This window comes from Murinocardiopsis flavida, from assembly GCF_003014485.1.
Classification (GTDB): domain Bacteria; phylum Actinomycetota; class Actinomycetes; order Streptosporangiales; family Streptosporangiaceae; genus Murinocardiopsis; species Murinocardiopsis flavida.
Genome location: NZ_PYGA01000015.1, coordinates 149,414 through 162,464, shown reverse-complemented (window position 1 = coordinate 162,464; position 13,051 = coordinate 149,414). Strand labels below are relative to the sequence as shown.

14 protein-coding genes are annotated in these 13,051 nt (G+C 69.3%); 9 read left to right on the top strand and 5 right to left on the bottom strand.

Annotated elements, in window-relative coordinates:
- Positions 1-84: 84 nt before the first annotated feature.
- From rpsF to CLV63_RS20710, 6 genes are all read left to right on the top strand, one after another.
- Entirely contained in the window at positions 85-375 is a 291-nt protein-coding gene (rpsF, locus tag CLV63_RS20735; protein ID WP_106584820.1) for a 30S ribosomal protein S6, read from the top strand.
- Between the two features lie 58 nt (positions 376-433).
- Complete coding sequence (locus CLV63_RS20730) at positions 434-1,024, top strand: single-stranded DNA-binding protein (protein WP_106584819.1); 591 nt, start codon at positions 434-436, stop codon at positions 1,022-1,024.
- Between the two features lie 79 nt (positions 1,025-1,103).
- Positions 1,104-1,340, top strand: coding sequence for a 30S ribosomal protein S18 (rpsR, locus tag CLV63_RS20725; protein ID WP_106584818.1), 237 nt, complete (start codon positions 1,104-1,106; stop codon positions 1,338-1,340).
- Between the two features lie 21 nt (positions 1,341-1,361).
- A complete protein-coding gene (gene rplI / locus CLV63_RS20720; RefSeq protein ID WP_106584817.1) occupies positions 1,362-1,808 on the top strand; it encodes a 50S ribosomal protein L9 in 447 nt (148 codons plus the stop codon).
- 163 nt (positions 1,809-1,971) lie between these two features.
- Positions 1,972-2,799 carry a peptidoglycan recognition protein family protein gene (locus tag CLV63_RS20715; RefSeq protein WP_106584816.1) on the top strand — a complete coding sequence of 276 codons (828 nt, stop codon included), beginning with the start codon at positions 1,972-1,974 and terminating at the stop codon, positions 2,797-2,799.
- A 189-nt stretch (positions 2,800-2,988) separates the two neighbouring features.
- A complete protein-coding gene (locus tag CLV63_RS20710; RefSeq protein WP_106584815.1) occupies positions 2,989-3,822 on the top strand; it encodes a peptidoglycan recognition protein family protein in 834 nt (277 codons plus the stop codon).
- Positions 3,823-3,945: 123 nt separating this feature from the next.
- Here CLV63_RS20710 and CLV63_RS20705 read toward each other — a convergent pair whose 3' ends face one another.
- Entirely contained in the window at positions 3,946-5,325 is a 1,380-nt protein-coding gene (locus tag CLV63_RS20705) for an MATE family efflux transporter (protein WP_106584814.1), read from the bottom strand.
- Between the two features lie 326 nt (positions 5,326-5,651).
- Here CLV63_RS20705 and dnaB point away from each other — a divergent pair, with 326 nt between their 5' ends.
- A complete protein-coding gene (gene dnaB / locus CLV63_RS20700) occupies positions 5,652-8,246 on the top strand; it encodes a replicative DNA helicase (RefSeq protein ID WP_106584813.1) in 2,595 nt (864 codons plus the stop codon).
- Between the two features lie 179 nt (positions 8,247-8,425).
- Here dnaB and CLV63_RS20695 read toward each other — a convergent pair whose 3' ends face one another.
- The 4 genes from CLV63_RS20695 to CLV63_RS20680 form a co-directional block, all read right to left on the bottom strand.
- The gene (locus tag CLV63_RS20695) at positions 8,426-9,133 is read right to left on the bottom strand and encodes a type 1 glutamine amidotransferase domain-containing protein (RefSeq protein ID WP_106584812.1); all 708 of its coding nucleotides are present in this window, start codon (positions 9,131-9,133) and stop codon (positions 8,426-8,428) included.
- Between the two features lie 86 nt (positions 9,134-9,219).
- Positions 9,220-9,807, bottom strand: a complete 588-nt coding sequence (locus CLV63_RS20690) for a TetR/AcrR family transcriptional regulator (RefSeq protein WP_106584811.1) — start codon at positions 9,805-9,807, stop codon at positions 9,220-9,222.
- A gap of 71 nt (positions 9,808-9,878) precedes the next feature.
- Positions 9,879-10,715: an alpha/beta fold hydrolase gene (locus CLV63_RS20685; RefSeq protein WP_106584810.1), complete on the bottom strand. Its 837-nt coding sequence runs from the start codon at positions 10,713-10,715 to the stop codon at positions 9,879-9,881.
- A 202-nt stretch (positions 10,716-10,917) separates the two neighbouring features.
- Positions 10,918-11,466 (bottom strand): TetR/AcrR family transcriptional regulator, encoded by a 549-nt coding sequence (locus CLV63_RS20680; protein WP_106584809.1) that lies wholly within the window; start codon positions 11,464-11,466, stop codon positions 10,918-10,920.
- Between the two features lie 104 nt (positions 11,467-11,570).
- Here CLV63_RS20680 and CLV63_RS20675 point away from each other — a divergent pair, with 104 nt between their 5' ends.
- Positions 11,571-12,431, top strand: coding sequence for an enoyl-CoA hydratase/isomerase family protein (locus CLV63_RS20675; RefSeq protein ID WP_211301396.1), 861 nt, complete (start codon positions 11,571-11,573; stop codon positions 12,429-12,431).
- Between the two features lie 168 nt (positions 12,432-12,599).
- Positions 12,600-13,031, top strand: a complete 432-nt coding sequence (locus CLV63_RS20670) for an HIT family protein (protein ID WP_106584808.1) — start codon at positions 12,600-12,602, stop codon at positions 13,029-13,031.
- Positions 13,032-13,051: the final 20 nt, after the last annotated feature.

Below are 13,051 nucleotides of genomic sequence, written 5' to 3'. Positions count from 1 at the left end.
TTCCGCGCACCGGTGGCGGCTCGTGCCCTCCTGCCACGGGCAACAGCCCGTGGCCGCACCAGTCCAGAGGAGGTACGCACGCATATGCGTCGTTATGAAGTCATGGTCATCCTCGACCCCAACCTCGACGAGCGCACGGTCTCGCCGTCGCTGGAGCAGTTCCTTGCCGTCGTCCGCAACGACGGCGGGTCCGTCGAGAAGGTCGACGTGTGGGGCAAGCGCCGGCTGTCCTACGACATCAACAAGGTGTCCGAGGGCATCTACGCCGTCATCGACCTCACCGCGACCCCCGACACCGTGAAGGAGCTCGACCGCCAGCTCGGGCTCACCGAGGCGGTCCTGCGCACCAAGGTCCTGCGCCCCGAGGTCCACTAGGCGCTTCCGCGCCATCCCCGCACACGCCGTCCGACTCAGACCGAACCGGAGTTGACCAATGGCAGGCGAAACACAGATCACGCTCGTCGGCAACCTCGTCGACGACCCTGAGCTGCGCTTCACGCCCAGCGGGGCCGCGGTGGCGAACTTCCGCGTGGCCTCGACCCCCCGTATCTTCGACAAGCAGGCCGGTGACTGGAAGGACGGCGAATCGCTGTTCCTCACCTGCACCGTTTGGCGGCAGTACGCGGAGAACGTGGCCGAGAGCCTTCAGCGGGGCATGCGCGTCATCGTGCAGGGCCGGCTGAAGCAGCGGTCGTTCGAGACCAAAGAGGGCGAGAAGCGCACCGTCTTCGAGATCGACGTCGACGAGGTCGGCCCCGTGCTGCGCAGCGCCACCGCGAAGGTGACGAAGACCCAGCGGCAGGGCGGCGGCCAAGGCGGCTTCGGCGGCGGTCAGGGCGGCGGTTTCGGTGGCGGCCAGGGCGGCGGCAACCAGGGCGGTTACGGCAACCAGGGCGGCGGCTTCGGCGGCGGCCAGGGTGGCCGTTCCGGCCCGCCCGCCGACGACCCGTGGGCCACCGGCGGCGGCAACCAGGGCGGCGGTTTCGGCGGCGGGGGCGGGTTCTCCGACGAACCCCCGTTCTGATCGGCGCGGCAACACAGCACATCTGTCCGAATTGACCATCCCCGGATAGCACCGGGGCTCTTGCAAAAGGAGCACCACGATGGCGAAGCCGGCAGCACGCAAGCCCAAGAAGAAGGTTTGCCTGTTCTGTCAGGAAAAGCTGTCCTACATCGACTACAAGGACACGACCCTGCTGCGGAAGTTCATTTCCGACCGCGGCAAGATCCGTGCCCGTCGAGTGTCGGGCAACTGCACGCAGCACCAGCGCGACGTCGCCACGGCGATCAAGTCCGCGCGTGAGATGGCGCTGCTCCCCTACACCAGCACCGCTCGCTAACGACGCCGAGGGAGGTTCATCGTGAAGCTGATTCTGACCCACGAGGTCATTGGCCTCGGCGACCCCGGTGACGTGGTCGAGGTGAAGGACGGCTACGGCCGCAACTACCTGCTGCCCCGCGGGTTCGCCATCAGGTGGACGCGTGGCGGCCAGCGGCAGATCGACTCGATCCGCCGTGCGCGCGCCGCGCGCGACATCCGCAGCCTGGACGAAGCCAAGCAGATCGCGGGCCGCCTCGGCTCGCTGAAGGTGCGGCTGACCCAGCGCGCGGGCAACGGCGGCCGGCTGTTCGGTTCGGTCACCCCGTCCGACATCGCCGACGCCGTGAAGAACTCGGGCGGCCCGGCGGTCGACAAGCGCCGGGTGCAGATCGGCAACCCGATCAAGTCGATCGGCGACCACAACGTGCAGGTTCGCCTGCACCCCGAGGTCACGGCCACTGTCGCGGTCGAGGTCGTCGGGGCTTAGGCTCCGACCGCAGCACGGCCCCGTCCCCGCAAGGGGGCGGGGCCTTTTGCTGTGGCCGATTCCGGACGGTCTCAATCGGCGCGTGACCCTTTGAACACATTCGGTCGCGTGTGGTTTCCTTTGTGACTTGCCATAAAGGCGCGAATGGAGAGGATTGGGTTCAATGTCCGATGTAGATCCCCATCAGCCGTACCAAGGTCCGAGCCGCAGAAACGTCTTCCGAGGGGCCGCGCTCACCTCGGGGACGGTGCTCTTCGGCGGCGCGTTCACCATCGGCACCGCGACCACCGCCGCCGCGGCGCCCGAGCCGCAGCTGCACACCCGCGCCGATTGGGGCGCGCGCCCGCCGTCGTCCCCGGTGCAGGTGCTCGACACCCCGCCCGACACGATCATCGTGCACCACACCGCGGGCGGGAACAGCGACGACACCTCGGTCGAGCACGCGTACAAGATCTCCCGCGACATCCAGAACCTGCACATGGACAGCAACGGCTGGATCGACGCCGGCCAGCAGCTGACGATCAGCAGGGGCGGGCACGTCGTCGAGGGCCGCGACAAGGCGCTCACCGCCATCCGCGACGGCAAGCACTGCTACGGCACGCACGTGGCCGACCACAACGGCCACTGCATCGGCATCGAGAACGAAGGCATCTACGTCACCGACACCCCGCCGAAGGCGCTGGTCGACTCCCTGGTGGCGACCCTCGCCTGGCTGTGCACCGCCTACTCCCTCGACCCGCAGGCCGCGATCCTCGGGCACCGCGACTTCAACGCCACCCAGTGCCCGGGCGACGTCCTGTACGGGATGCTCCCCGATATCCGCAACGCCGTCGCCGACTCCCTTGCGGCCTCCGGTGTGCGGACTACACCAGGTGCGCGCCGCGGCCTGCCCGCCGACCACCGTCCCGGCTATCCCGCTGTCCCGAAGCAGGAGCCCAAGCGCGAGCTGTACCACGGCCCGGCGCGCGGGCCCGACGACATCAGCCGCTGACCGGTACCGATCGCTCCCCGCTCGCGCAGGGGTACGGCGCTCCCGAGAACGCCGCGCCCCTGCGGTAGGCCGGTCCCGGTATATCGTGTGCGGCGACACGCCGACACACCTAGAGTGATTCAATAACTACTATTAGTCACATATCGTTTTCGATGGGTCCGTTACTCCATCGAAAGGGATGAGTGCCGCATGTCCATTCACCAGCACCGCCTTCGGTCGCAGGAGGGCATGTCACGCAGGAACGCATTACGCGGCGCCGCTTTTGTGGCGGGCGGTGTTCTGCTCGGTGGGGCCGCCGATCTCGGCGGCCCCACCAGTGCCATGGCCGCAACACTGTCGGGGACCGTCTACAAGCGCGGCGACTGGAAGGCCAGGAAGCCGAAACAGGCCGCACAGGTGCTCGGCAAGGGCCCGGATCACATCATCATCCACCACACGGCCACCGCCAACAGCGGCGACCGGTCCAAGAACCACGCCTTCGCGCTGTCGCGCTCGATTCAGCGCTACCACATGGACAGCAACAAGTGGGATGACACCGGCCAGCAGCTCACCATCAGCCGCGGCGGCCACGTCATGGAGGGGCGCAACGGCTCCCTCGCGGCCATCCGCGGCGGCAGGCACGTCGTCGGCGCGCACGTGGCGAACCACAACGCGCACACCATCGGCATCGAGAGCGAGGGCACCTACACCTCCGCCGGGCCGCCCACGGCACTGCTGAGCGCCCTCGTCGAGACGTGCGCCTGGCTGTGCGCCGCGTACGGGCTCAACCCCGCCAAGGCGATCGTCGGGCACCGCGACTACAACAAGACCAGCTGCCCCGGCGACAAGCTCTACTCGCTGCTGCCGAAGCTGCGGTCCGATGTCGGCGCGCGGATGGCCCGCCTGGAGGTCCGCCTGGAGCAGCTCGGCTACGACGAGGTGCCGAAGGAGCACCTGCCGACCTACCCCGAGGTGCCGATGGACGAGCGCACGACGGACTACTACCACGGCCCCGCCTTCGGCGACGCCGACCCTTCGCTGTAGCGGCACGCCGCCGAGCGTGCGCGAACGGGCCCCTCGACTCGGTCGAGGGGCCCGTTCGCGCACGCTCGCCGCAAGGGCGTGCGGCAGGACCACCGGCGTGGAGCCCGACGGAGCCCGGCGGGATCAGTCGGAGCGCTGACGCTCGCGGTCGCCCGGGCCGGCGGCCCCCGTGACCAGCCACGCGCCGCCCCGGGCGCGCAGGGCGAGGGTGATGCCGCGGGCGGCGATCCACACCCCGTACGCCAGCCACAGGGCCGGCAGTCCGTACGGGGAACCCTGCGGGGTGGCCCACAGCACCAGCAGGGCGCACGGCAGGAACGCGAGCATCGTCCACACCCCGGCCCAGGCGAGGTAGCGCTGGTCGCCGGCGCCCATGAGGATGCCGTCGAGCACCATGACCACCCCGCTGAGCGGCTGGAGCAGCGCGACGATGATCAGCACGGCGAAGATCAGCGCGCCGACCTCGGGATCGGTGGTGAACGGCAGCGCGGCGAACGGGCGCACCGCGAGCACCAGCAGCAGGAAGGCGACGCCACTCAGGACGCCCCACTCGACCATGCGGCGGGTGATCGCGCGGGCGCCCGGTGCGTCGCCGGCCCCCAGGTAGCGGCCGATGATGGACTGCCCGGCGATGGCGATGGCGTCCATGGCGAACACGAGGAGGGTCCAGAGCTGGAAGGCCACATGGTGCGCCGCGACCTCGGTGTCGCCGAGCCGCGCCGCGACGGCGGTGGTGACGATCAGCACGATCCGCATCGAGACGGTGCGCACGAACAGCGCGAACCCGGCGCTCGCCGTGGCCCGGAGCCCGGCGGAACTGGGGGCGATGGCGACCCCGTTGCGCCGGGCGGCGCGGCCGACCACCACGATGTAGACGGCCGCCCCGGCGGTCTGCGCCGCTACGGTGGACCATGCCGACCCGGCGATGCCCCAGCCGAACCCGAACACGAAGGTGACGCACAGCACGATGTTGGCGAGGTTGGCGCCGAGCGCGACCAGCAGCGGGGAGCGGGCGTCCTGGAGGCCGCGCAGGACACCGGTGCCGGCCATGGTGATGAGGAGCGCGGGGGTGCTGAGCAGGCTGATGCGCAGGTAGGTGAGGGCGTGCGGTGCCGCTGTGTCGGAGGCGCCGAGCGATTGGATCAGCCAGGGTGCCAGCGGCAGGAAGACCGCGATGACCCCGATGCCGATGAGCAGGGCGAGCCAGAGGCCGTCGACGCCGTGGCGGATGCCGGCGGGGATGTCGCCGGCGCCGAACCGGCGGGCCACGGCGGAGGTCGTGCCGTAGGCGAGGAAGATGCACAGGCTGGCGAAGGTCAGCAGGACCTGGCTGGCCACCCCGAGGCCGGCGAGTTCCGCGGTGCCGAGCCGACCCACCACCGCAGAGTCGGTGAGCAGGAACAACGGCTCGGAGATGAGTGCGAAGAAGGTCGGGACGGCGAGCCGGAAGATCTCGGCGTCGCGGACATGGCGGAACGGCGGGGCGGACAGAAGTTTGCGCATGACCTTGCCACATTAGCGTACGGATGTTCGACTGAAAGCAGTAGGGTTATCCACCGACGGCAGGCGATCCTGTGGATAACTTGTGGAAACCCGGGTGAGAACTTTCTTTCCCACACAGGTCGTGGACAGAGTTTTTGCAGGTCAAATCGGTTGCAAGGGGATAGGTCGAAAGTTATCCACAGGTGTTGTGCACAAGTTGTCCGCAGAAACGCCCGAGTCGTCCACAGGATCTCCCCAAGTCTGTCCACAGGACGCTTTGCGCACCGCGCGGGGAGTGACGAGAATCCAAGTCCGGGTCATCTGGCGGCCCGCAGGGGGGAGTACCAGTGAGCGTGGGCGAACCGCCGCCCGGGGAGGGCGGCTTCGAACGCGCACTGCCGAGCGACATCATGGCCGAGCAGTGCGTCCTCGGCGGCATGCTGCTCTCCAAGGAGGCCATCACCCAGGTCGTCGAGATCGTCAGGTCCGCCGACTTCCACCGGCCGGCGCACCAGACCGTCTACGACACCGTCGTCGACCTGTTCTCCCGCGGCGAACCCGTCGACGCGGTCTCGGTGAACGCCGAGCTCACCAAGCGCGGCGAGATCACCCGCATCGGCGGCGCACCGTACCTGCACACCCTCACCGAGGCCGTGCCCACCGCCGCCAACGCCGGATATTACGCGCGCATCGTCGCCGACCGCGCCGTGCTGCGCCGCCTGGTGGAGGTCGGCACCCGCATCGCCCAGATCGGCTACGCCGGCGACGGCGAGGTCGACGACCTCGTCGACCGCGCCCAGGCCGAGGTCTACCGGGTCGCCGAGAAGCGCACCGGCGAGGACTACCTCCCGCTCAGCGAGATCATGCCGGGCGCCCTCGACGAGATCGAGGCCATCTCCGCGCACGACGGCTCCATGACCGGTGTCCCCACCGGCTTCACCGACTTCGACGCCCTCTCCAACGGCCTCCACCCCGGCCAAATGGTCATCATCGCCGCGAGACCCGCTGTGGGCAAGGCGCTGGCCCTCGACACCCCTCTTCCGACCCCGGGCGGGTGGACCACCATGGGAGAGGTCCGGACCGGCGACACGCTCCTCTCCGCCGACGGGACGCCCACCCGCGTCGTCGCATCGACCGCCGTTATGGCCGACCGCGACTGCTTCGAGGTGACGTTCGACGACGGCAGCACGATCGTCGCCGACGGCGAGCACCAATGGCGCACCGACACCCGTGCCTCGCGGCGCGCCGCCCAGGAGGTGCGGGCTCGCCGATCCGACCGGCCCAGGGCGGTTGCCGAGGTGCGGACCACCCGCCAGATCGCCGAGACCCTTCGCTGCGCGACAGCCGACCGGCGGCTGAACCATTCGGTGCGCAACGCGGCACCGCTCGACCTTCCAGAGCAGGACCTGCCCCTTTCGCCGTATCTGCTGGGGGCGTGGCTGGGCGATGGGCACTCGGCGGGTGCGCGGATCACCACCGCCGACCCCGAGATCGTCATGTACCTGGAGGCGGAGGGGTTCGTCGTCCGACCGGTCGGCAATGCGACGATCTCCTACGGGGTCTGCTTCCCTGCCGGAAGCGGTCCCGTCGAACGCCCCTGCGTCGTCTGCGGCCGGTCCTTCGTCCCGAAACTCCCGCACGTGCGGACGTGCGGGCAGTCCTGCGGCGGTAAGGCGCGCTTCGTCTCCGCGCCGGTCGCGCACGCCACCTGCGTCGATTGCGGCAAGCGCTGCTTCGGGCAAAGCCGTTGCCGCGAATGCATCACCGACCACGGAACCGTGACCGCGGTCCTGCGCAAGATCGGTGTCCTCGGTGACAAGCACATCCCTGAGGAGTACCTGCGCGGCTCCTTGCGGCAACGCCGTGCGCTCCTCGCCGGGCTGCTCGACACCGACGGGACGGTCACCCGAACGGGCGCTGTCCAGTTCGCTGTTACGAGCAAGGCGCTCGCCGAGGGTTTTCGCGAGTTGGTCCACAGCCTCGGTTATCGGTGCGGTACCTCGCTCAAGCGGGTCAACGGCCGGTCAGAGGCATCGTCCACCTGCTACGTCGTCACATTCAGCACCCCCGATGAGGTCTTCCGCCTCGAACGCAAGAAGTCGGCTCACAAGGAGCGGGGGGACAGGAACTATCCCCGTGTCGGGGCGCGCTTCATCACCGACGTGCGTCCGGTGCGGAGTGTCCCGGTTCGGTGCGTCCAAGTCGACCATCCGGATCACCTCTACCTCGCCGGCCGGTCGATGATCCCCACGCACAATTCGACCCTCGCCCTGGATTTTGCGCGGGCCGCGTCGATCAAGCATCAGCTGACCAGCGTTTTCTTCAGCCTGGAGATGGGGCGCAACGAGATCGTCATGCGGTTGCTCTCCGCCGAGGCGCGGGTGCCGCTGCACACCATGCGGTCCGGGCTCATGACCGACGACGACTGGACCCGGTTGGCGCGACGCATGGGCGAGGTCGCCAGCGCGCCGCTGTTCATCGACGACTCCCCGAACATGTCGATGATGGAGATCCGGGCGAAGTGCCGCCGCCTCAAGCAGCAGCACGACCTCAAGCTCGTGGTGGTCGACTACCTCCAGCTGATGTCGTCGGGCAGCCGGGTCGAGAGCCGCCAGCAGGAGGTGTCGGAGTTCTCGCGGTCGCTCAAGCTCCTCGCGAAGGAGCTTGAGGTCCCGGTCATCGCGTTGTCCCAGCTCAACCGTGGTCCGGAGCAGAGAACGGACAAAAAGCCCCAAGTTAGCGATCTACGCGAATCGGGCAGCATCGAGCAAGATGCCGACATGGTCATCCTGCTGTACCGCGAGGACGTCCATGAGAAGGAGTCGCCGCGGGCGGGCGAGGCCGACCTCATCGTCGCCAAGCACCGCAACGGTCCCACCGCCACTGTGACCGTGGCGTTCCAGGGCCACTACAGCCGATTTGTCGACATGGCGCCCGGATAGTGAAGCGCCGGGATGCCCATCTCCGATTCGGAGATGGGCATCCGTTCCGGTCGGCGATCGCCGTCGCGATGGCGGGGCGGTCGAGGATCTCCCGGAGAGGCCGCGGGGCCGGGGCCGCAGGCGCTCGGCCCCGCGGGGTCACTCGTCAGTGCGCCCGATAGTGCTCATTGGGGCGCCCGCTATGCGCGGGCCTCGTCGACCTGGGTGCGGAGCGTGAGGAGGGTGAGTAGGGCGTCGGCGGCGGGGCCGGAGGAGGCGGGGCTCTGGCCGGTGATGAGGAGTCCGTCGACGACGACGTAGGGCTGCCAGTCATCGGTCTTGGAGTAGTCGGCGCCGAGCCGCTTGAGTTCGTCCTCGACGAGGAAGGGGACGATGCCGGTCAGGCCGACGGCGGCCTCTTCCCCGTTGGTGAAGCCGGTGACCTTCCGGCCCCGGACGAGGGGTGTGCCGTCGGAGTTGGTGGCGTGGCGCAGGGTGCCGGGGGCGTGGCAGACCAGGGCGAGGGGCTTGCCCGCGCGCTGGACGGTCTCGATGAGCCGGACGGAGGCGGGGTCTTCGGCCAGGTCCCACAGGGGGCCGTGGCCGCCGGGGTAGAAGACGGTGTCGAAGTCGTCGGCGGAGACGGAGTCGAGGCGGACGGTGTGGGCGAGGGCGGCCATGGCCTCGGGGTCGGCCTCGAAGCGGTGGGTCTCGTCGGTCTGGAAGGTGGGCTCGTTGCTCTTGGGGTCCAGGGGCGGCCTGCCGCCCTTGGGGGAGGCGAGGACGACTTCGGCGCCGGCGTCCTTGAAGCGGTAGTAGGGGGCGGCGAGTTCCTCCAGCCAGAAGCCGGTCTTGCGGCCGGTGGTGCCGAGTTCGCCGTGCGAGGTGAGAACGATGAGGATCTTCATGGTGTGACTCGAATTCTAGTAGACCGGTCGACTCTGTCATGGCAGGTGACCGGTGTTCGGGCGGGTCTTCGGGGTGCGGCCGGGCTCTACAGGTGCAGGAGTTGACGGGTGACCGTGGTCGTGGTGTCCAACGGGCTGATGTCGCGGTGGATCTTGACCATGACGCTCGCTCCGAGCCACATGTCGTACAGGGCCTGCGCGGTGTCGCGCGGGGTGCCGTCGAGGGCGATCGATCCGTCCTCCAGGCCGGCCGTGATCGTCCGTTCCAGGCGGTCGATGATTCCGGTGGTGCCTTCCTTCAGGGCGAGCCGCATCGTCTCCGACAGGTCGGCGACCTCCGCGCCGAGCTTGACGGCCAGGCACTTGCCCTGGCATTCGTCGAGGGCCTGTGTCTCGCGCCAGTTCCGCCAGTAGTTCATCAGCCGTTCCGCCGCGGTCAGGCCCGGCTCGGCGAGGACGCGGTCCATGTCCGCCAGGTAGTCGGTGAAGTAGGCCCGCATCATGGCCTCGCCGAAGGCGTCCTTGGAGCCGAAGAAGTGATAGAACGACCCCTTCGGCACCCCGGCCGCGGAGAGGACTTCGTTGATGCCCACCGCTGAGAACCCCTTGCGGGACATGATCTGCTGGGCGGCGTCGAGGATGTTGCGGCGGGTGTCGCCCTGAACGGCTGGCATGCTCCCCATCCTACCTCCCATTAGACCAGTCGTCTAAGTCGTGCCGTGCGCCGGCCGCACCGCCCGGCGGGTCATCCGCCGAGGAAGTCCAGCAGGATCTCGTTGACCTCGGCGGTGTGGGTGGTGAGCAGCCCGTGCGGCGCGCCGTCGATCTCGACGTACTTGGCGGCGGGTAGAGCCTTGGCGAAGCGGCGCCCGGTGGCGTCGATCGGCAGGGTGCGGTCGCCCGTGCCGTGCACGATCAGGGCGGGGACGTCGATCCGGGGGATGTCGGCCCGGAAGTCGGTGGGCCAGGTCAGCGGGGCGGCGGCCGAGGCGATCGGGCCCGCTCCGGCTGCGACGTTCCAGGCGTTGCGCACGGCCTCCTCGCTCACCCGGGTGCCCAGGTTCTCGTCGAGGTTGAAGAAGTCCGTGTAGAACCCGGTGAAGAAGGCGTAGCGGTCCTTTTTCACCGCCTCGGAGACGCCTTCGAAGAAGGAGGGCGGGGCGGCGCCGTCGGGGTTGTCGTCGGTGATCGCCAGATACGGTTCCAGTGACGCGAGGAACACCGCCTTGGCGACCCGGTCGGAGCCGTAGACGGACAGGTAGCGCGCGACCTCGCCGGTGCCCATCGAGAAGCCGACCAGGACCGCGTCGCGCAGGTCGAGGGTCTCCATGACGGTGTTCAGGTCGGCGGCGAAGGTGTCGTAGTCGTAGCCGGTGGCGGGCTGGCTGGATTTGCCGAAGCCGCGCCGGTCGTAGGTGACGACCCGGTGGCCTGCCGCCAGAAGGGCCGGGGTCTGGCCCTCCCAGGAGTTGCCGTCGAGCGGGTAGCCGTGGATCAGGACGACGGGCTGCCCGCTCCCCTTGTCCTCGTAGTGCAGTTCGATGTCGGTGCTGTTCTCCGTGCCGACCTTGATGCGTCCCATGATGCCTTCCCCTTCCGGGAATTCGGTGCCTTGCGTGTTCCGACACTGGAACTATACGACCGGTCTACTCTGAGCGCAAGCCCCTCCGTCGCCGATGTCGGACGAAGGGCCGCCGCATGAGCCGGCGGCGTCCGTGGCCCGCCGCATTCCAGGGCCGACCGGGTCGCCTCGGCCCGGCCGGGTCCCCGGTGCGAGCGAAGGACTATGCGGGCCAGGCCCGGATCGCGAAACGCGCCGCGTCCAGGAGCCGGTTCCGGTCGGCACCGTCGCGGGCCAGGGCGGCCATGCCGGACAGCACGGTGTCGACGAACGCGGCGACGCCGTCGGCCTCGGCGGCCGACGCGAGTTCCCCCTCGGCGGCGGCCCGGCGCAGGCGTGCCCGGATCATGTCGCGTGTCCTGTCGCGCCGTTCGGTGAGCCGCGGCTCGCCCATGACGAGGCAGCCGGGGGGCTGCCCGGGCGCGGTGAAGTGCTCGGCCGCGGACCGCAGCAGGCGTTCGATCGCAGCACGTGCCGCGGGTGCCGAGAGGTCGCGCTCCAGGTCCTCGTCCAGGTGCTCGGTGTAGAGCGCGCACGCCTGCTCGAACAGCGCTTCCTTGTCGCCGAAGGCCGCGTACAGACTCGGCGCGGCGATGCCCGCCTCCGCGCACACCTGCGCGACGCTCACCCCGTCGTATCCCCGCTCCCAGAACGCGCGCATCGCCATCCGGAGCACCGCGTCCTTGTCGAACGTCCTCGGTCTGCCTGTCATGAGCCTTACTTTAGCGCACGTTAAAGAATGTGCTACGTTCCTTCTGTAACGACCAATAAACAACGTCGGGCGGCCGTGCCGTACCCGACCGGAGGAGCGAAGCGATGAGCTACAGCGGTTACAAGGCCCTGGTGGTCCGCGCGGAGGACCGGATCGCCCGGGTGACCATCGACAACCCGCCGGTGAACACCGTCGACGCCACACTGGCCGGAGACCTCAAGGCGTTCGCGGAGGAGGTGGCGACCGACGAGGACGTCGCCGTGATCGTCTTCCAGTCGGCCAGCCCCGAGTTCTTCTCCGCCCACGCGGACTTCGAGTGGTCCTTCGATCCGAGCACCCTCATGGCCCTGGCCGACCCCGACGCCGACCCGGCTCTCAATCCGCTCCAGCAGCTCAACGAGCGGCTGCGCACCCTGCCGCAGGTGACGATCGCGAAACTGCGCGGTTACGCCCGCGCGGGCGGCGTCGAATTGGCGATGGCGGCGGACATGCGGTTCGCCGCAGCGGACCGGACCTGGCTCTCCCAGCCGGAGTCGCTGATGGGCATCTTCCCCGGCGGGGGCGGCACCCAGTACCTCAACCGGCTGGTCGGCCGGGCCCGCGCCCTGGAGATCGTACTGGGCGCCGAACTGTTCGACACCTCTGTCGCCGAGCGCTACGGGTGGATCAACCGCGCGGTCCCGGACGAACACCTCGACGCGTTCGTCGACGCCCTCGCCCGCCGCATCGCCGTGCTGCCCCAGGGCGTCGCCGCCGCCGCGAAGGAGGCGCTGGACGCGGCCGAGGCGAGCGGCCCTGTGCCGAACCTGGCGGAGGAGGCCGCCGCCCACGCCAAGGTCTACCCCTCCCCGGACGACGTCGTCCACCGGCTCCGCGTACTGATGGACCACGGCGGGCAGACACGCGACGGCGAACTCCGACTGGAGCGCCTGCTCGAATCCATCCCCTGGGCCCACCGCTCCTGACCGGCCGCCGGCCATGCCCGCCGGACACCGCACGGTCGCGGTTCCGGTGTCTCCGGTACCCGCGACGTGTGCGGCCCCTCAGAATTCACCCAGGACTCGGGGCACCGAGAGAACCCGCTCGCGCCTCTCCGCGGAGGGCTGCCCGCTGTATGTAAAGGAGATTCGGCCATGCCCACTCTGTTCTCACGCATCATCGCGGGTGAGCTGCCCGGACGCTTTGTCTGGCAGGATCCCGTCGTCACCGCGTTCCTCACCAACGCGCCCTTGAGCCCCGGCCACACCCTCGTTGTCCCTCGGCGCGAGATCGACCGGTGGACGGATGCCGACGGCGCGCTTCTGGGGCGGTGCATGGAGGTCGCCCGGGCCGTCGGGCAAGGGGTGCAGCGGGCTTGGGACGCTCCGCGAGCGGGCCTCGTCATCGCGGGTTTCGAGGTGCCGCACCTGCATATACATGTCGCTCCCGTCTGGGACATGTCCGACTTCGATTTCGGCAGGGCCGAGCCGGAGGACGAGTCCGCTCTGGACGACGCCGCGGAGAAACTGCGTGCCGCTCTGCTCGAACTCGGTTATGACCAGGCCCGGGACACCGACCGCGGCTGACAGTCCAAGGAGACGCTGAG